Genomic DNA, 18,003 nt, shown 5'->3' with positions numbered 1-18,003 from the left:
AAATTATTATGAACCTGGCTGCCCTGCAAGAAACTCCCTCAAATTCAGTTGCCATAACCCACCCCCAATGGTCTCCAATCTGTCAGCGATCAGATTTGGTCACCAACTCTGGGGTATGTGCGCTTTGGGGCGATACCTCCGTATACCCAACGAAGGCTTTGAATACAGTGACTAAAACTGTCTATCAAAGAAGCATCGCCCTGTTTTTTTTACCCGACCAGGAACAACAGCTTTATGCCGTTGACAACTGGGACCCAATCGCACAAGCTGGTGTGATTGCAAGAGGAATTATTGCGGAATTGGAAGGGGAATTAACTATTGCTTCCCCAATGTATAAAAACCATTTCCGCCTTAGCGATGGAGTCTGCATGGAAGACAGCGATATCAAGCTTGCCACCTACCCGCTGGCATTTAGTGGGAACACGGTTTACATCGGCAACAATAAGCTACAGTAATGGCAGTACAGGAATTTCTGAGCGCGCACCGCTCCTGCACTACCTGCCCCTATTGTGGTGTCGGTTGTGGGGTTTCGGTTAACAGGGAAGAGCGCGCAAATACTACAGCGATTACTGTTAGTGGCGATTCCCAGCACCCTTCAAATTTCGGCAAATTGTGCGTTAAAGGTTCTGCGCTCGGCGAAACGCTGGGCGAACACGGCCGTCTCCTACACCCTCGCCTGCACGGAAAAGATTGTGACTGGGATACTGCGCTCTCTTATATGGCCGATGCCTTTAAACAGACAATTCGCGACCATGGCCCTGACTCTGTAGCTTTTTATCTGTCCGGTCAGCTTCTCACCGAAGACTACTATGTGGCCAACAAGTTAATGAAGGGATTTATTGGCTCTGCCAATATTGATACCAATTCCCGACTTTGTATGGCCTCTGCGGTGGTGGGATATAAACGCGCATTTGGTGCCGATGCGGTACCCTGTTCCTATGAGGATCTGGAACAGGCTGAACTTATCGTGCTTATCGGTTCCAATGCAGCCTGGACACATCCGATCTTATTCCAGCGAATGCAGGCAGGTGCTGCAAAGCTTGTCGTTATCGACCCCCGTGGCAGCGCTACCAGTGAAATGGCAGATCTGCACCTGGCAATTAAACCCGGCACTGATGCGGCACTATTCAATGGACTTCTGCGTTTTCTCAGCCGGCACTATTATCTAGATACCGACTACATAAAAAATCATACACAGGGATTTGCCGATACCTTAGCTGCGGCTCAAGACTGGTCACCAGAATTAACTGCGGCCACCTGTGGCATATCTATCGAAAAACTATTGGAATTTTTTCAGGCATTTGCAGCAACAGAAAAGACCATTAGTTTTTATTCCATGGGAATCAATCAGTCCAGCAGCGGCACTGATAAAAACAACGCAATCATAAACTGCCATTTAGCCACCGGACGCGTGGGCAAAATTGGTGCAGGACCATTTTCTATTACCGGCCAACCCAACGCGATGGGTGGACGCGAGGTGGGCGGACTTGCCAATACCCTCGCCGCGCATATGGAGTTTAACGAGCAGGATATTGACCGGGTATCACGATTCTGGAATTCCGATCAAATTGCTACCAAGCCGGGAATGAAGGCTGTGGATATGTTCCGCGCGGTAGAAAGCGGAAAAATTAAAGCCATTTGGATTATGGCTACCAACCCCGCCGTCAGTATGCCCGAAGCCGATAGAGTCAAAGCCGCACTACAGAAATGCCCGTTGGTTATTGTCTCCGACTGCATTGCCAATACCGATACCGCTCGCTGTGCCGATTTGCTACTTCCCGCAACGGGCTGGGGAGAAAAAAACGGCACTGTCACCAATGCAGAACGACGTATCTCTCGGCAACGTGGATTTTTATCCCCAGCGGGAGAAGCTCGCCACGACTGGCAAGCCCTGTGCGGACTGGCCCAGCATCTTGGTTATGGAGATCAGTTTAATTATTCACACCCCGCCGATATTTTTCGTGAGCACGCCCAGCTTTCCGGCTTCGAAAACCACGGCTCCAGGGCTTTTGATATCTCCGCACTCGCCAATATCAATCGCAGTGAATACGATGCACTGGCCCCGGTACAGTGGCCGGTCAACCAGGAGCATCCAGCCGGGTGCAAACGCTTATTCACCAGTGGACAGTTTTTTACCCCGGACAAGCGTGCTCGCTTTATCCCTATAACGCCGCAGCCTCCGGAACAGCAGATCAGTGGCGAGTATCCTATATGGCTCAATACCGGCCGTATGCGCGACCAGTGGCATACCATGACCCGAACCGGGCGGGTAAGAAAATTACTCGATCACAGCGAACTGCCGGAAATACAAATAAACCCCAAGGATGCCGCTCGCTTCCAGGTTAAAGATGGGGAATTAGTTCGGTTAAACAGCGCCTCATCTAAAATGGTCGGCCGCGCCGCTCTCAACGGCGGGCAAAAAAGAGGGGAGATCTTTGCCCCCATTCACTGGAGTGAAACCTTCTCACAGGATTCCAAGCCCAGTGCCCTGGCGGACTCCAGTATTGATCCCTATTCCGGTCAACCTGAATTCAAACAGGTTCCCGTCAATGTCAGTCCCCTGGCAGCTGAATACTTTGCCACAATGATCTGTGCCGAAGAGACTGCCGATAGAGTATGGGATTGGTTACAGCAGTCCAACGACAGCAGTATCCTGCACTGGTATCGAGTCCCCTTGGAAAATGGCTTTCGCTATGAAATTGCCGCAAACCAACTTATCCACGGGCGGGAACTGGCATCCAAGATAATGGACGAGCAGCCCCAATTGTTCTGGCAGGAATTGGTTACCCCTAAAAGTCAGCGCTGGATAGCCTACGATAATAGCTTAAAACTTCTGATTTTCTCTGGTAGAGACTGGCACCAATTACCCAGCCGACAGCACCTGGAAAACTACCTGGCCACTCCCCTGCCTGAATCACCGGGGCAATTGCTTCATCCCATAAAGCCCGGTGTGAAGATGATTTGTACCTGCCTCCAGATATCCCGGCCACAGATAGAGGAAGCCATCGCCCAGGGCATTAACACCGTCGAAGCACTGGGAGAAACTCTTGGCTGCGGTACCAGCTGCGGTTCCTGCAAACCAGAAATCGCCAGTATTATTCGCACAGTTAATGCCTCTGAAGACACATCCATGGAGTCAACTCCGATAAAGCAAGATCCGGTAGAAATAAGCAGTAATGCCCAAATAAATATGGTTCAGGAATTTATTCCGCAGTAAGGTTTTAAATTCCCCCATGAATAAAAGAACCTCTGCCCGCAAGTGACCAACCTTGACGGCAGAGGCCTCTACCGAGCTATTGAGAACCTTCCGGGACAATCAATCAACCGCTTCTGCAGCTAGCTTTTGCGTTAAATCGCGAGGATGGCAGGCAGCAAGCTGGGTATCACTATCGGCCAAATAATCAATCAGTTTCTGTATAGGACCTTCGGAGACTCCGTTTGAAGGCCTAACTGCATAGGCGGGTAAATTCGGAAGCTGCCAGTCTGGCAATAACTCTTGTACATCATCCTGTGCGCTTATTAAAAATCGAGGTGGCGCCGATAGTCCCAGGCCACAGCTCGTCAGTCGATAAGCCGCTTCAACGCTGTCGACAGTCGCTACCGGAGTGTAGCTAACTTCATATTCGCCCTGCTGCCGATGTAGAAATTGCCGGTGATTGGGCCGCATTGTCAGCCCAATCCAGGGCCAGACTGCAAGGTCGCGAGGATGACCCGGAAAACCATAGCGATCCAGCATATCGCCACTGGCAATTAACACCCGCTCTAATTCAAATATCTTACGCGCTTTCAAATTGCTATCAGGCATATTACCCAGGCGAATTGCCAAGTCAAAACCACCGCCAATTACATCCTCGTGCTGGTCGCTGCATTGAAGTTGTAAATGAATACCCAGATCCCGTCGGACAAAGTCCACTATTTTGCTCAGCAAGCGGCTGTGGATCAAAACGGCGGGGATTGCAATTTTAAGCCGACTGATACTGCGTTCCTCTCGCGCTTTGTATTCTCCGAGACCATCGGCGTACAAATCCAATATATTCTGTGCCGTCTTATAAATCTTTTCCCCATCTTCGGTCAGGGACAACTTGCGGGTATTGCGATACAAGAGCGCAACGTCAAGACTTTCCTCCAACCTCGCCACATAGGAACTAACGCTGGCGACAGAAATATCCAGTTCCGAAGAAGCGCCTCTAAAAGAGCCGCTTTCCACAACCTTGGCAAACACCAGTAAATAGCGAATATCCTTTAGCACAATAGCAACTCCCTATGAATTCTCTAAAGATACTTCTGGGTCAACAGGAAAGAATACACCGCTCTTGCGAAGATCTGTGAATATATTGCTGTTAGCGCCTAATCGGCATCCAGTCTCATGCAGCACACTCGTCCATACTTACTACTGGGGTGGAAGGAAAGAATACACCGCACTCGAGACACGCAGTAAATACATCCCTGTAAGCTCCTAATCGGCATCCATGCCTCATAGGGTCCCGAGCGCAGTGTATTCTTTCCTTCTCCCTTTTTAGTAAGTAAATTTTTATAAACAATATATTTCAGTTTTAAGTATCTAATCATTTTCCTACCAGGCCATTAAAGTCTCCAAACAATTGATAACTGCCAGGAGCAGCGAATGTCACTACTTCTTGCTATGTTTGGGTTTTCCCTGGCTATGTCCATTACACCGGGGCCGGTGAATATGGTTATCATTTCCTCCGGGCTGAATTATGGATTTATCCGCACCTTGCCCTTTGTATCAGGAGCCACAATAGGCTTTACACTGTTACTTGCAGCTATAGGCCTTGGGCTCTATCAGGTAATAGAAATTTATCCCCAGTTACTACGATATGTCGCGATACCAGGATCAATTTATGTAGCCTATATCGGCTACCAAACAGCGGCTGCACCTACTAATCATGCGGATATTGAGCAGTTACAGAAACCACGCTTTTACCAGGGGTTTTTATTGCAATGGCTCAATCCGAAGGCCTGGATCGCCTGCCTTTCTGGAGTGGCTATTTTCTCCAGCAGCGATGACCACAGCAATTTACTCTCATTCACCCTGATTTACTTTCTGGTTTGCTATATATCATTAAGTACTTGGGCTATTGCCGGGGATCGGGCTCGCTTACTATTAGAGAGTCAATACCGGCGCAAAATATTTAACAGGTCCATGGGGAGCCTTCTGATTATTTGCGCTACCTACCTGCTCTATAGCCAGGCTTTTACAGATTAACTAAAAAATCTCTAACATTTAATTCACTCGACAACTACCTTAGGGTCCACCTAGTCTTAGTAAAAACTAAGCTTGGGCCGCCTATGATTAAGCTCCACCATATTGACCATATTGTCTTGCGTGTCCAATCTCTAAAACCCATGCTCGACTTTTACCAAAATATTCTTGGATGCAGCATTGTGCGCCAACGGGATGATATTGGCCTCTACCAACTCCGCGCAGGCACTTGTATGATAGATTTAGTGCCAGTTGATAAACCTATAGGCCAGGGAGGGGGAGCAGCACCGGGAAAGGAAGGGCGGAACCTGGATCATTTTTGCTTCCGGGTTGAACCCTTTAATCCGGAGAGTATTCAAGCCTTTTTAGCGCAGGAACAGGTAAAGTTTTCGCCAGCAGAAGAGCGCTTTGGCGCCGATGGAATTGGCCTGTCAATTTACATCTCAGATCCCGAGGACAATGTGATTGAGCTGAAAGGACCACCCACTGGCAACAACTGAAGTTTGTGCCACGCTTGCGGAGTAGCCGGGCCCTTACCGGTTTCCCAACGACTCTTTCTCGATCAGCCAGGCGACTCACTATGGAAGCGGAAGTAATTGACTACACCGTAAACGGGGATACTTTTTGCGGATATCTCGCATGGGATGAAAATATCAGTGACAAACGGCCGGGGGTTTTACTGGTACACGAATGGTGGGGGCACAATGCCTTTGTTCGCGAACAGGCGGAGAAGCTGGCCAACTGCGGCTACCTCGCTTTTGCAGTGGATATGTTTGGCGCAGGCAAACAGACCGATGATCCACAAGAGGCACAGCAGTTCAGGGATGAAGCCCTGAAGGACCCGGTGGCCCTTGAAGCGCGCTTCCGCACAGCATTATCACTGCTCCAGCAGCGGCCCCAAGCAGACCCGGATCAGGTCGCAGCACAGGGCTATTGTTTTGGCGGCGGAGTCGTACTCGCTATGGCTCGAGTCGGCGTGGACTTGCGCGGCGTAGTCAGTTACCACGGGGCACTGGCAAGAAGTACGCCCGCACAAAACAAACCTATTAATGCTGAAATACAAGTCTACACCGGCGGCGCCGATGTGATGGTTCCACCGGACCAGGTCGGCCAGTTTGTTACTGAGATGCAGGAATCCGAAGCCAAATTAACTCTGGTCAGTTACCCGGGGGTCCTACACGGATTTACCAACCCCTGTGCAACAGACCGGGGAGAAAAGTTCGGCCTGCCGCTGGCCTATAACCGTGAAGCCGCTGAGGACGCCTGGCGGGGAACACTGGCGTTTTACGAGAAGATTTTCTCCTGAAGTGAGCGCCGGAAAACCGCTATCAGCCTTTTAGCAATGATAAAAGTACGCCTTGGGGGTTGGTAGCAGTACTCGTGTATTGCTACCACTTTCCTATTCGGTCAAATCCAAATAGCGAGCTCCCCCTCCCTGCTCCGCAGCTTCATCCCCGGGATTCCGTAAAGGGCATTTCTGCATAGACAAACAACCACAGCCAATACATCCCTCAAGGTCATCGCGCAACTTGGTTAACTGCTGGATACGCTGATCCAACTCTTCACGCCAGTGAGAAGAGAGTGATGACCAATCCCCCGCATTGGGAGTGCGCTTATTAGGAAGTTCCCCGAAGGCCTCGCGTATTTCTGACAGGGGAATACCGGTGCTCTGTGCCACCTTGATAATGGCCACTCGGCGCAACACATCCCGCGAGTAACGCCTTTGATTTCCCGAGGTCCGCCAGCTGGCAATCAGGCCTTTGCTTTCATAGAAATGCAGGGCGCTGACTGCCACGCCGCTGCGCTCGGCCACTTCGCCAACAGTCAGCTCCCGCTTGATTTGCTTTGACTTAACCGCTCCTTTTTCGGCCGATTCTTCAGCTGCCATAAAAACGCCCACCAACCATTGACCTAAACATTGGTTGAGGTTTTACACTGCTGCGCAACCTAATGCAAGCGAGGGAGAAAAGTGATGGAAAAGCACCAAGCAAACGGCGTTGCGCAACCAGCCGGTCAAGCCAACCCCAACCTGTTCTTACTACTAGTGGCAGCTGCAAGCCTGAACCCCAAATTTGCTACTGAGATACGCGAGTCTGGACATACCGCGAAGAGAAACCCTGGGACCTAGAAGCAGCGACTAATAATCATGAAGCACACGACCAGCGGGATACCGTCTCAGAGCCGTATCACATTACTGTGCCTGGCAGTACTCACTATCATGTCGGGGGCCACTGTAGCCCCGTCACTACCTGCACTGCAGCAGTATTTCTCAGGGACACCCAATAGTGATTTGTGGAGCCGACTGGTAGTGACCCTACCCGCTTTGAGCATCGCCCTCTGCGCTCCATTAGCAGGCTGGATAGCTGATCGCCATGGCCGCCTGCAATTATTGAAAGCAGCCCTGGTACTCTATGGACTATCCGGTCTACTAGCCCTATTTCAGGATAATCTCGCAGGTATCCTGACTAGCCGCCTACTATTGGGAGTTGCCGTGGCCGGAACAATGACCTCGGTAACAGCCCTGGTGGGGGATTATTTCAGCCGGGAGCAACGCCTAACTTATTTGAGCCAGCAGAGTACTTTTATCAGTATCGGTGGGGTCGTATTTCTAACCCTGGGCGGACTACTGGCCAGCTTACATTGGCGCGCCCCCTTCGCAATTTACTTGTTGGCCTTACTACTAGTTCCAGCAGTTAAAATTTTCCTTTGGGAGCCCATGCGAGTAAGGCCTTTCAAGCACAGAGACCCCAAAAAAGAAAAGCAGGATAACCCGCTTGCATTTTATGCACTACTGGCGGCGGCAACTTTAAATAGCCTGGCTTTTACCCTGATTCCAACTCAGATCCCTTTTTACTTGCGCGAGATAGAAATTTCTTCACCCAGCCTTATTGCTATGGCTATCGCCTCCAGTAATGTTATGGGAGCCATCGCCTCATTATTGGTTTACCGGCGAGCCCGGAATCGACTGGGAGTGCTCGGCGTTTTTGTCGCAAGCTTTACTATTATGGCCGCCAGCTTTGGGCTGCTCGCCGGCGCTCAAAACCTGACAGAAATAGTTGCTTTTATTGCCCTCTACGGACTTGGAATGGGTACCCTGATACCACATATCTTTTCTACGGCTCTCGAGTCTGCTCCGGAGTCAAAAAGAGGGAAAACTGCGGGATTTCTGACGACTGGAATTTTTCTTGGACAATTTATTTCGCCTTTCATCAGCCAGCCCTGGATTGATAAAATGGGATATTCCAGTGCATTCTCATCCATGGCTTTAATTTTGATGTTCGCCGCCTCCAGCGCAGCTTTGATATACATCATTAAAATTAAAAAAGAATTCTCATTGGCATATACTTCCGGGCTGGGATCGGGAAACTGATCCGACAGGAAAGGTATTCCTCCTTTCTGCCCGATAAATCCACCTGACAACACACAGCCAAAGCCGTACGGTAATTTTGGCAAGGAGAAAAAGTGGAATCGATTATTTCCATCAAAGGCTTGGGAAAAACCTATGCCGAGGGGTTTACCGCCCTGAAGAATATCGACCTGGAAATTAAGCGGGGAGAACTCTTTGCCTTGCTCGGCCCCAATGGCGCGGGCAAGACAACCATGATCAGCATTATCTGCGGCATCGTAAATCCGAGCTGCGGTGAGGTCACTGTCAATGGTTACAATATTCAGCGGGACTATCGCAATGCCCGAAATGAGATTGGTCTGGTGCCCCAGGAGATATCCACCGATGCCTTTGAAACCGTTTGGGCGGCAGTGAAATTCAGCCGCGGTCTATTCGGCAAGGCTCCCAATCCCGCCTATCTGGAGAAAATTCTACGGCAGCTATCCCTATGGGAGAAAAAAGATAACAAAATTATTACGCTTTCAGGAGGAATGAAGCGCCGCCTGATGATCGCCAAAGCGCTATCCCACGAGCCCAATGTGCTCTTCCTCGACGAACCCACCGCCGGGGTCGATGTGGAGCTACGCCAGGATATGTGGCAAATGGTGCGCGAACTGAAAGAGTCGGGAGTAACCGTTATCCTCACCACCCACTATATCGAAGAGGCCGAGGAAATGGCCGATCGTGTCGGTGTTATCAATCACGGCCAACTGGTTCTGGTTGAGGAGAAAAATGCACTGATGAAGAAAATGGGGGAGAAAGAACTCAGCCTGCAACTGCCCACACCACTGCAACAAATTCCAGAGAGTCTTGCTGACCTGCCACTCAGTCTCAGCAGCGATGGCAGCCAGCTGGTTTATCGCTTTGATATCAAAAGCGAAGACACTGGTCTTGCGGAATTTCTGCGCCGTTTAAATGCCGCCGATATTGAATTCCGCGATTTACACACCCGGGAAAGCTCCCTGGAGGAAATTTTCGTCAACTTGGTTCACGGTGCCCGCCTTGAACGGGAAGAGCAGCTCAGTAAGGAGGCACAGGCATGAATTGGTATGGAATTGGCGCCATCTATAAATTTGAGATGGCCCGCACCTGGCGCACCCTGATGCAGAGCATCGCCTCACCGGTGCTCTCCACATCTCTCTATTTTATTGTGTTTGGTGCCGCGATTGGATCGCGTATGGGGGATATCGACGGAGTCAGTTATGGGGCCTTTATTATTCCAGGATTGGTAATGCTGGCACTGCTCAGCGAGAGTATTTCCAACGCCTCTTTCGGAATATTTTTCCCTAAGTTTTCCGGCACCATTTATGAAGTACTGTCCGCTCCCATATCATCATTCGAAATCGTCACCGGATATGTGGGTGCCGCAGCGACAAAGTCCATTTTGTTGGGGCTGTTGATATTACTGACCGCTCGCTTTTTTGTGGATTACGAAATTGTACACCCCTGGTGGATGCTGACATTCCTCGCGCTGACTGCCGTCACTTTTAGCCTGTTTGGATTTATTATCGGAGTTTGGGCCGATGACTTTCAGAAGCTGCAAGTTATTCCGCTGATGATTATAACGCCTCTCACTTTTCTCGGCGGTGCATTTTATTCGATCAGTATGCTGCCGGAAATGTGGCAAAAAATTACCTTGTTCAACCCGGTAGTTTATTTGATCAGCGGCTTCCGCTGGGCTTTTTACGGCGTAGCCGATGTTAACCTGGGGCTGAGTATCGGCATGACCTTGCTCTTTCTGGTGCTGTGTCTCACCACCGTCTGGTGGATTTTCCGCACCGGATACCGCATCAAAACCTGATTCCTCCCCCACGCCGCTGTGCCAACCTTAGTAAAGGCGGTACAGCGGTGGACTTAGCATGGTGGAGGAATATCATGAAGGGGGCTGCGTTTGCGGGCAACTGCGCTTTCGCGCCCTCGGCTCCCCTAGCCGGGTCAGCCTGTGCTCTTGTCAGTGGTGTAGAAAGCGCAGCGGTAGTCCCATCGGCTTATCGGTCTACTTCAAAAAGAAACAAATAGCCTTTCTTCAGGGCCATTTGCAAACCCACACTCTTTACTCCGATGCCGGTCGCTGGATAAAGAGCCAGTTCTGCCCCGATTGCGGCAGCACGCTCACCTGGACACTGGAATTCCTACCCGAATATCGGGGCTTTGGTGGCGGCGCCTTTGATGCACCGGAATTTATTTATCCCGAGCGCTATGTTTACAGCCGCAACAAACCTGAATGGCTCCAGGTCGCCAGTGATATTGTCCTGTGCCCCGCGATGGCGGAGCAGCCCAAGAATACAGGCAATAATCCCGGCACTAGTGGTGGGCACACATAAAGGTTCTCACCGCCTTTTGTACGCGCTCACGACGCTCTTCCTGTGTCGACATTTGTCGGCAGCCGATCAAGACCTGCATATGGTGGCAACCCAGCAACAAACCGATAAAATCTTCCGCCGCTACGGCGGGATTATCCACCTTCAACATCTGTAACTGATTGGCTCTGCGCAGTAGCTGCTCTATCTCCCCCAAAATCCGCTGGGGACCTGCATCAAAAAATAGCTGGGCCATTTCCGACTCCTGGGATGCCAGGGCACACAAAAGACGTAACAGACGCACGCTATCCTCGCTCTCCACCATCCCCATAAAAGCGTCGCCAATACGCTCCAGGACCTGCTCTACCGATTCCCCCTCTTCTAAAGCAAAGATGGGCAGGGGCATCATCATTTCGCAGCGAGAGGCAATAGCGGCGCTAAAGAGCGTCTCCTTATCGGAGAAGTGGCTGTAGACCGTAAGTTTGGATACTCCCGCGGCCGAGGCCACCGCATCCACGCTGGTAGCGGCAAAACCGTGGGATAAAAACAGGTCCCGGGCGGCATCCAGAATGGCTTGGCGTTTCACCGGGTCCTTGGGGCGACCGCGCTGGGCGGCCGTCTGGGTCTGCTCAGACATAGCTCTCCATATACTAGACTCGTTAGTTCATTAAATATACTATACTCGCCAGTATAACATTGATGGCCGCCCGGCCATGCTTGACCCAGTCACGGATCTGCCTCGACGCGCCAGCGCCGGGGAAGGAAGCCAATATGTACCGAATGCTAATCCTCGCTGCGCTCTCACTCAGCCTTTTGCTGAGCGCTTGTGCCCCCTCTGAATCCCAGGAACAAGAAGCCAAACCGCGCCCCGCTGTTATGGTCCGCCCCACCCTGGCCAGCGCCCAAACCGATGTGTATCCCGGTGAAGTAAGAGCCCGCTTCGAGCCGGCACTGGCCTTCCGTATCGGCGGGAAAATCCAGCGGCGCCTGGTAAATGTCGGCGACCGTGTGGAACAGGGCCAGCCCCTGGCGGAACTGGACACTGAAGACCTGCTGCTACAACTGGATTCAGCCCGCGCCAGCCATACTTCCGCCGAGGCAGACCAACGCCTGGCTAGCAGTGAACTCTCGCGCCACCGCAAGCTATTGGAAAAGCAGCTGGTGAGCCTCTCCCAATTCGATACCGTAGAAACCCAATTCGAAGCCAGTGAAGCGCGACTACAGCAGGCCAAGGCACAGCTGGATGTTGCTCGCAACCAGGCTGCCTACGCCGTACTTAAGGCGCCGGAAAGTGGCGTGATTGCCCGCCGCATGGCCGAGGCCGGCCAGGTCGTTGCCGCAGGACAAGGCATTTTTGAGCTGGCAGCCGATGGTGAACGGGAAGTGCGTATCGACCTGCCGGAACAATCCATCAGCCGCTTTAAAGTGGGCCAACTGCTAACTGTCGAACTCTGGTCCCAACCGGGCCAATCTTTCCCCGCACGCATCCGCGAACTATCACCGGCAGCCGATCCCATATCCCGCACCTTTGAAGCCAGGGTCGCTTTTGAAAATAAAGTGAGCGGTGTAGAAATCGGCCAGAGTGCACGGGCATTTGTCCCCAGGGCGAAAAAAACTGATGTACTGCAAGTTCCGATGTCAGCAGTCAGTGCCGACGATGGCGCCGCATTTGTATGGGTATTAAATCCAGAGACAAAAACACTACATAAAACCCCGGTCAGCCTGGGCCCCTACGGTGAGGAATTTGTCTCGGTATTTTCCGGGTTGGAACGCAATGACTGGGTCGTGGCCGCAGGTACCCATTTGTTGCAGGAAGGTATGGTGGTGCGCCCTGTGGACCGTATGAACCGCCCCATCGAACAGGGGCCGTCTCTCGCCCATCAGGAATAAATTAAAGACGCGGGAACAATAACGCCTGCCCGCGAAAATTAATTCCCAATAAAGCCTCGATAACAATTTCCAAAGTGCGGCCGCGAAAAGCAGAGCCGCCCTTGAAACAGAGAAACTGCCATGGGTTTTAACCTCTCCGAGTGGGCCTTAAAAAACCGCCCGCTGGTGCTTTACGCAATGATCGTCCTGGGACTGCTGGGAACCTTTTCCTATACCCAATTGGGGCAAAGTGAAGATCCACCCTTTACCTTTAAGGTGATGGTGATCAACACCGTCTGGCCCGGCGCCAGTGCCGAAGATGTGTCCCGCCAGATTACCGAACGGGTAGAAAAGAAATTACTGGAGACCGGCGATTACCAGCGTATCTCCTCTTTTTCGCGTCCGGGGCAATCCCAGGTATTGTTTGTTGCCCGGGACGATATGCACTCCCGTGACATTCCCGATCTCTGGTATGAAGTGCGCAAAAAGGTGGGGGATATTCGCCACACCCTGCCGCCGGATATCCAGGGCCCATTTTTTAACGACGAGTTTGGCACCACCTTCGGCAATATTTATGCCCTCACCGGCAGTGGCTTCGATTACGCACTGATGAAAGACTACGCTGAGCGACTGCAACTGGCCCTTCAGCGAGTTAAGGATGTAGGCAAGGTCGAGTTACTGGGATTGCAGGACGAAAAAATTTGGGTGGAGATATCCAATACCAAATTAGCTTCCATGGGCATTCCACTGTCTGCGGTTCAAAACGCCCTGCAAGCGCAAAACCAGGTCACCGATGGCGGCTTTGTGGATACCGTCAGCGACCGGGTGCGCATCCGTGTGAGCGGACAATTCACCTCCGTCAATGAAATACGCCAGTTTCCTATTACCGCAGATGGCCGCACCCAGCGCCTGGGAGATATCGCCCAGGTCCACCGCGGCTTTAGCGATCCGGCCCAGCCCCGCATGCGCTTTATGGGAGAGGATGCCATCGGCCTCGCCGTGTCCATGAAGGAAGGGGGAGATATTTTAAAGTTGGGTAAAGCCCTCGACGAAACCTTTGCCCGACTACAGGAAGATCTGCCCATAGGTATGGAACTGCGCAAGGTCTCCGACCAACCGGCAGCAGTAAAACGCGGCGTCGGCGAATTCCTGCAAGTGCTGGCCGAAGCCCTGGGTATCGTACTGCTGGTGAGTTTTTTCTCCCTCGGCAGCCGCCCGGGATTAATTGTGGCGCTGTCGATCCCACTGGTATTGGCGATGACCTTCGCGCTGATGCACTACTTCAATATCGGACTGCACAAGATCTCGCTGGGGGCACTGGTACTCGCCCTGGGCTTGATGGTGGACGATGCCATTATCGCGGTGGAGATGATGGCGATAAAAATGGAGCAGGGGCTCAGCCGGCTAAAAGCCGCCGGCTTCGCCTGGACCAGCACCGCTTTTCCCATGCTCACCGGTACACTGATTACCGCCGCCGGTTTTTTACCGATTGCCACCGCCCAATCCGGCACCGGTGAATACACCCGATCTATTTTCCAGGTGGTCACCCTGTCGCTAATCGTTTCCTGGATTGCCGCCGTGGTCTTTGTACCCTATCTGGGCCACTACCTGCTGCCAAACCTGGCGCGACACGGCCACGGCGGTGAAGTGGCAGACCCCTACCAGAAACCCTTTTACCAGCGCTTCCGCCGCTTTATTACCTGGTGCCTGCGCAATCGCAAAACAGTGATCGCGGCCACCCTGGCAATTTTTGTCGGCTCGCTCGCTCTGTTCAAACTGGTTCCGCAACAGTTCTTCCCCTCTTCCGGACGCCTCGAATTGATGGTGGACCTGAAGCTGGCCGAAGGTGCCTCGCTGAAATCCACCGAGCACCAGGCCAAAAGGTTGGAAACCCTGCTGGCGCAAAACGATCAGGTAGAAAATTACGTGGCCTATGTGGGCACCGGCTCCCCGCGCTTCTACCTGCCTTTGGACCAGCAGCTGCCCGCTGCCAGTTTCGCCCAGTTTGTTGTGATGACCCGCAGTGTCGAAGAACGCGAGCAAGTGCGCAGCTGGTTGATCAATACGATGAATGAGGAGTTCCCCACCCTGCGCAGCCGTGTGTCCCGCCTCGAGAACGGCCCGCCCGTGGGTTACCCGGTGCAATTCCGCTTGTCCGGCGAACATATTCGCGAAGTGCGCGGATTGGCCCGGGAAGTGGCCGAGCGCCTGCGGGACAATCCACAAGTGACCAACGTGCACCTGGATTGGGAAGAACCCAGTAAATCTATCAACCTCAATATCGACCAGGACCGCGCTCGCGCCATGGGCGTCAACAGTGCAACCTTGTCCCAGGCTCTGCAAAGCTCCTTAACGGGTATCACTGTGAGCCAATACCGGGAGGATAACGAGCTGATCGACGTGCGTGTGCGCGGTAATGAAGACGATCGCTATGCCCTGCGCCAGTTGGGTAACCTCGCGGTACAAACCGACAGCGGCCGCAGTGTACCGTTGAACCAGATTGCCACCCTGGAATACGGTTTTGAGGAAGGTATTATCTGGCACCGGGACCGCCTGCCCACCGTTACCGTGCGCGCTGATATTTATGGGGAAGAGTTACCGGCGACCGTCGTCAATGCCGTGTGGCCTCAGCTTCAATCCATTCGCGATAAATTACCGCCGGGCTACTTGCTGGAAGTGGGTGGTACCGTGGAAGAATCTGCACGGGGGCAAAAATCGGTCAATGCCGGTATGCCGCTATTTGTGCTGGTGGTCTTTACCCTACTAATGCTGCAATTGCGCAGTATGTCCCTATCCACCATGGTATTCCTCACGGCTCCCCTGGGCCTGATCGGCGTTACCCTGTTCCTGCTGTTGTTTGGCAAGCCCTTTGGTTTTGTCGCCATGCTGGGCACCATCGCCCTGGCGGGAATGATTATGCGTAACTCGGTGATTTTGGTGGACCAGATACAGCAGGATATCAGCCAGGGCCTCAGCCCCTGGGATGCAATTGTCGAGTCGACGGTAAGACGCTTCAGGCCGATTGTTTTGACAGCGCTGACTGCGGTATTGGCGATGATTCCACTGTCCCGCAGTGACTTCTTTGGCCCTATGGCGGTCGCCATTATGGGCGGATTGATTGTCGCAACCGGACTCACCCTACTGTTCCTGCCAGCACTCTATGCCGCTTGGTTCCGAGTGCGGGAAGAGCACAATGAAGAAGCAGTGGAAAGTAATCCTGAATTTGGCGGGCCCATGACCCCGAATGCCACTACAGATTAAAATCACCGGGTAATCCAATAAAAAAGGCGGCGCAGGTTTTCACTGCGCCGCCTTTTTTTATTCTCTAAGACTGCGTCAGGGAGTCGTAAACAATCCCGGTCCAAATATCCGGTGTCATAAAACCCTGGCCATACTGCGCATCAAATTCCGCTGTGGGCTTTGCAGAAATCACTTCCTGCCGGGTTTTACCCTCATCCACCATCGCTTTCACTTTGTCCCTAAGCCCTGCCAGTATATTGCGCTGCTGTTGCAGCTCTGCCCGATTACTGAGGGGGCCATGGCCGGGAATAATTTTGGTCTCTTCCCCCGCCATCGCCAAAGCGGTGTCCATAGCTGCGATCATGCCATCCACCGAGCCGCCGGAAGAGAGATCGATAAAGGGATAGTTGCCGTTAAAATAAATATCCCCCATATGAATCACATCGGCTTCGGCAAAATGCACGATGGAGTCACCATCCGTGTGCGCCGGCCCCACATGTTGGACCTTTACCCTATCGCCATTCCAGTAAAAGGTAGTGGCATCGGTAAAGGTTATCACCGGTAATGCTTCTGGGGGAGACGGCTCAACCTTGCGCTTAAATGCCTCAATAAACTGCTCGGTACTTACCCGTTTGCGTACATTCTCGTGAGCCACAATCAGGGCGCCGCTTTTACCCAGATTTTCGTTACCGCCGGTATGATCTCCATGCCAGTGGGTATTAATGACAAAACGCAAAGGTTGCTTGGCTAACTCAGCTACTGCCTGTTGAATTTTTGCGGTCAAAGGCGCGTATTGGTCATCCACCATAAAGGTGCCGTCCTCTCCCACCAGTACTGCAATATTGCCCCCAGCTCCTTTGAGCATATAAACATTGCCAGACACGGCTTCACTACTAATTTCCACATTGGCAAACCGATCCTGCGCAGAGGTAAAAGATGCAGTCAATACAGAAACCGCCAGGGCGACGGAACCTACTACGTTCTTCATAAAAACTCCCAGTTGTTATTATTTCTTTCCAATATCTTCGGCAACTGATTATTTAGCTCAGGCTGCCTGCTTCAATAAAGTTTCTCGCTGCTGTGCCAACATCTCCAACAGCAGATCCGGTCGGTCAGTCACAATGCCGTGTACGCCCAGATCAATATAGCGCCGGTAATTATCCATGCCATTCACGGTCCATACCGCCAAGTGGACTTTCTTCTTATTAGCGGCGCGCACCATACTTTCAGTAACTACGGGAATACCTTTTTGCTCCATCGGTAGCTGCATCGCGCTATAGCTTGGACGCAGCAGTTTCTCTGCTCGGAGTAACTGTGCAATATAAAATACCACCGCCTCTACGGTAGGCGTGCCCGTCGCTACTTGCGGACAGAGTCGACGAAACTCGTTAATCACCCCTTGGTGAAATGAGGAAACGACGACCTGCTCGCCTTTTCCACATTGTGCCAACACATCCTTCAACACTTTTGCAGCGCGATACTGACGACTTTTAATCTCCAGTATCATTGGCATATCCCCCACCATTGCCAGCGCCTCTTCCAGAGTCAACACTCGCAGGGGCTTTTCTCTATAGGGGTAATACTCTCCATCCCGAGTCCAGAGATAGGCAACATTTAACTGGCGCAGCTGCTCTAAGGTTTTATCCTCTATAAACCCCGCACCATCAGAGAACATTTCCAGCTCCCTGTCGTGAATCAACACTAAATGGCCATCGGCAGTGAGCCACAGATCCACTTCAATAGCATCCACGCCCAGTTGCACCATTTTTTCAAGGTAAATCGCCGTGTTTCCTGGGTAGAGACCATTGCCGCAGTCATTACCATGTGCGATCACCATCGGCCCCTCCCCCTGAGGAAACCACAGGGCGCAAGGTTTGCCCGGTGCAGACCGGGCATAAAGAAATAAGACGACTAGGGCAATTAAAAAGAACGACAACCAAAACATGCTTCACCACACTTATTATTTTGTCAGTTTTCAAGCTGGA

General features: G+C 52.1%; 17 protein-coding genes. 12 read left to right on the top strand and 5 right to left on the bottom strand.

From position 1 onward, the window contains the following. Positions 1 to 8 precede the first annotated feature (8 nt). Positions 9 to 455: a nitrite reductase small subunit NirD gene (nirD, locus tag ACJJIZ_RS06455; protein WP_444915592.1), complete on the top strand. Its 447-nt coding sequence runs from the start codon at positions 9 to 11 to the stop codon at positions 453 to 455. After that, entirely contained in the window at positions 455 to 3,217 is a 2,763-nt protein-coding gene (locus tag ACJJIZ_RS06450; RefSeq protein ID WP_444915591.1) for a nitrate reductase, read from the top strand. Before nirD ends, ACJJIZ_RS06450 begins: the two co-directional genes overlap by 1 nt. 99 nt (positions 3,218 to 3,316) lie before the next feature. Here ACJJIZ_RS06450 and ACJJIZ_RS06445 read toward each other — a convergent pair whose 3' ends face one another. Continuing rightward, on the bottom strand, positions 3,317 to 4,249 hold the full coding sequence (locus tag ACJJIZ_RS06445; RefSeq protein ID WP_444915590.1) for a LysR family transcriptional regulator: 933 nt from the start codon (positions 4,247 to 4,249) through the stop codon (positions 3,317 to 3,319). A gap of 375 nt (positions 4,250 to 4,624) precedes the next feature. On the opposite strand from ACJJIZ_RS06445, the gene ACJJIZ_RS06440 reads away from it, so the two are divergent. The 3 genes from ACJJIZ_RS06440 to ACJJIZ_RS06430 all read left to right on the top strand — a co-directional run bounded on the left by ACJJIZ_RS06440 (position 4,625) and on the right by ACJJIZ_RS06430 (position 6,530). Continuing rightward, the gene (locus ACJJIZ_RS06440) at positions 4,625 to 5,227 is read left to right on the top strand and encodes a LysE family translocator (RefSeq protein WP_444915589.1); all 603 of its coding nucleotides are present in this window, start codon (positions 4,625 to 4,627) and stop codon (positions 5,225 to 5,227) included. A gap of 83 nt (positions 5,228 to 5,310) precedes the next feature. After that, positions 5,311 to 5,724, top strand: a complete 414-nt coding sequence (locus ACJJIZ_RS06435; protein WP_444915588.1) for a VOC family protein — start codon at positions 5,311 to 5,313, stop codon at positions 5,722 to 5,724. An 80-nt stretch (positions 5,725 to 5,804) separates the two neighbouring features. Then, positions 5,805 to 6,530: a dienelactone hydrolase family protein gene (locus ACJJIZ_RS06430; protein ID WP_444915587.1), complete on the top strand. Its 726-nt coding sequence runs from the start codon at positions 5,805 to 5,807 to the stop codon at positions 6,528 to 6,530. 93 nt (positions 6,531 to 6,623) lie between these two features. Here ACJJIZ_RS06430 and soxR read toward each other — a convergent pair whose 3' ends face one another. Beyond that, the gene (gene soxR / locus ACJJIZ_RS06425) at positions 6,624 to 7,112 is read right to left on the bottom strand and encodes a redox-sensitive transcriptional activator SoxR (protein ID WP_282931344.1); all 489 of its coding nucleotides are present in this window, start codon (positions 7,110 to 7,112) and stop codon (positions 6,624 to 6,626) included. 84 nt (positions 7,113 to 7,196) lie between these two features. Here soxR and ACJJIZ_RS06420 point away from each other — a divergent pair, with 84 nt between their 5' ends. From ACJJIZ_RS06420 to ACJJIZ_RS06400, 5 genes are all read left to right on the top strand, one after another. Next, positions 7,197 to 7,352 (top strand): hypothetical protein, encoded by a 156-nt coding sequence (locus ACJJIZ_RS06420; RefSeq protein WP_444915586.1) that lies wholly within the window; start codon positions 7,197 to 7,199, stop codon positions 7,350 to 7,352. An 18-nt stretch (positions 7,353 to 7,370) separates the two neighbouring features. After that, positions 7,371 to 8,594: an MFS transporter gene (locus ACJJIZ_RS06415; protein ID WP_444915585.1), complete on the top strand. Its 1,224-nt coding sequence runs from the start codon at positions 7,371 to 7,373 to the stop codon at positions 8,592 to 8,594. 92 nt (positions 8,595 to 8,686) lie between these two features. Continuing rightward, positions 8,687 to 9,652 carry an ABC transporter ATP-binding protein gene (locus tag ACJJIZ_RS06410; protein WP_444911491.1) on the top strand — a complete coding sequence of 322 codons (966 nt, stop codon included), beginning with the start codon at positions 8,687 to 8,689 and terminating at the stop codon, positions 9,650 to 9,652. Beyond that, positions 9,649 to 10,410 (top strand): ABC transporter permease, encoded by a 762-nt coding sequence (locus tag ACJJIZ_RS06405; protein ID WP_413663248.1) that lies wholly within the window; start codon positions 9,649 to 9,651, stop codon positions 10,408 to 10,410. The genes ACJJIZ_RS06410 and ACJJIZ_RS06405 overlap by 4 nt, the downstream gene beginning before the upstream one ends. A gap of 58 nt (positions 10,411 to 10,468) precedes the next feature. Further along, positions 10,469 to 10,933 carry a GFA family protein gene (locus ACJJIZ_RS06400; protein ID WP_444915584.1) on the top strand — a complete coding sequence of 155 codons (465 nt, stop codon included), beginning with the start codon at positions 10,469 to 10,471 and terminating at the stop codon, positions 10,931 to 10,933. Here ACJJIZ_RS06400 and ACJJIZ_RS06395 read toward each other — a convergent pair. Further along, the gene (locus ACJJIZ_RS06395) at positions 10,914 to 11,546 is read right to left on the bottom strand and encodes a TetR/AcrR family transcriptional regulator (protein WP_413663250.1); all 633 of its coding nucleotides are present in this window, start codon (positions 11,544 to 11,546) and stop codon (positions 10,914 to 10,916) included. The two genes, ACJJIZ_RS06400 and ACJJIZ_RS06395, sit on opposite strands and share 20 nt — an antisense overlap. Positions 11,547 to 11,680: 134 nt before the next feature. On the opposite strand from ACJJIZ_RS06395, the gene ACJJIZ_RS06390 reads away from it, so the two are divergent. Next, entirely contained in the window at positions 11,681 to 12,799 is a 1,119-nt protein-coding gene (locus tag ACJJIZ_RS06390; RefSeq protein WP_444915583.1) for an efflux RND transporter periplasmic adaptor subunit, read from the top strand. Between the two features lie 120 nt (positions 12,800 to 12,919). Further along, positions 12,920 to 16,039, top strand: a complete 3,120-nt coding sequence (locus tag ACJJIZ_RS06385; protein WP_444915582.1) for an efflux RND transporter permease subunit — start codon at positions 12,920 to 12,922, stop codon at positions 16,037 to 16,039. Positions 16,040 to 16,103: 64 nt separating this feature from the next. Here ACJJIZ_RS06385 and ACJJIZ_RS06380 read toward each other — a convergent pair whose 3' ends face one another. Both ACJJIZ_RS06380 and ACJJIZ_RS06375 read right to left on the bottom strand, forming a co-directional pair. After that, a complete protein-coding gene (locus tag ACJJIZ_RS06380; protein ID WP_444915581.1) occupies positions 16,104 to 17,006 on the bottom strand; it encodes an MBL fold metallo-hydrolase in 903 nt (300 codons plus the stop codon). Positions 17,007 to 17,063: 57 nt separating this feature from the next. Continuing rightward, a complete protein-coding gene (locus ACJJIZ_RS06375; protein ID WP_444915580.1) occupies positions 17,064 to 17,855 on the bottom strand; it encodes a glycerophosphodiester phosphodiesterase family protein in 792 nt (263 codons plus the stop codon). Between the last annotated feature and the right edge of the window lie 148 nt (positions 17,856 to 18,003).

The organism is Microbulbifer maximicatervae (SeqCode), from assembly GCF_052467225.1.
Note: the sequence above shows the minus strand (reverse complement) of the source record. Positions and strands in the feature narration are given on the sequence as shown.

What these genes read in the sequence shown, in the direction of transcription:
- nirD (WP_444915592.1), top strand. Translation starts at nt 9, where the DNA reads ATGAACCTGGCTGCCCTGCAAGAAACTCCCTCAAATTCAGTTGCCATA.
- ACJJIZ_RS06450 (WP_444915591.1), top strand. Translation starts at nt 455, where the DNA reads ATGGCAGTACAGGAATTTCTGAGCGCGCACCGCTCCTGCACTACCTGC.
- ACJJIZ_RS06440 (WP_444915589.1), top strand. Translation starts at nt 4,625, where the DNA reads ATGTCACTACTTCTTGCTATGTTTGGGTTTTCCCTGGCTATGTCCATT.
- ACJJIZ_RS06435 (WP_444915588.1), top strand. Translation starts at nt 5,311, where the DNA reads ATGATTAAGCTCCACCATATTGACCATATTGTCTTGCGTGTCCAATCT.
- ACJJIZ_RS06430 (WP_444915587.1), top strand. Translation starts at nt 5,805, where the DNA reads ATGGAAGCGGAAGTAATTGACTACACCGTAAACGGGGATACTTTTTGC.
- soxR (WP_282931344.1), bottom strand. Translation starts at nt 7,112, where the DNA reads ATGGCAGCTGAAGAATCGGCCGAAAAAGGAGCGGTTAAGTCAAAGCAA.
- ACJJIZ_RS06420 (WP_444915586.1), top strand. Translation starts at nt 7,197, where the DNA reads ATGGAAAAGCACCAAGCAAACGGCGTTGCGCAACCAGCCGGTCAAGCC.
- ACJJIZ_RS06415 (WP_444915585.1), top strand. Translation starts at nt 7,371, where the DNA reads ATGAAGCACACGACCAGCGGGATACCGTCTCAGAGCCGTATCACATTA.
- ACJJIZ_RS06405 (WP_413663248.1), top strand. Translation starts at nt 9,649, where the DNA reads ATGAATTGGTATGGAATTGGCGCCATCTATAAATTTGAGATGGCCCGC.
- ACJJIZ_RS06400 (WP_444915584.1), top strand. Translation starts at nt 10,469, where the DNA reads ATGGTGGAGGAATATCATGAAGGGGGCTGCGTTTGCGGGCAACTGCGC.
- ACJJIZ_RS06395 (WP_413663250.1), bottom strand. Translation starts at nt 11,546, where the DNA reads ATGTCTGAGCAGACCCAGACGGCCGCCCAGCGCGGTCGCCCCAAGGAC.
- ACJJIZ_RS06390 (WP_444915583.1), top strand. Translation starts at nt 11,681, where the DNA reads ATGTACCGAATGCTAATCCTCGCTGCGCTCTCACTCAGCCTTTTGCTG.
- ACJJIZ_RS06385 (WP_444915582.1), top strand. Translation starts at nt 12,920, where the DNA reads ATGGGTTTTAACCTCTCCGAGTGGGCCTTAAAAAACCGCCCGCTGGTG.
- ACJJIZ_RS06380 (WP_444915581.1), bottom strand. Translation starts at nt 17,006, where the DNA reads ATGAAGAACGTAGTAGGTTCCGTCGCCCTGGCGGTTTCTGTATTGACT.
- ACJJIZ_RS06375 (WP_444915580.1), bottom strand. Translation starts at nt 17,855, where the DNA reads ATGGTGATCGCACATGGTAATGACTGCGGCAATGGTCTCTACCCAGGA.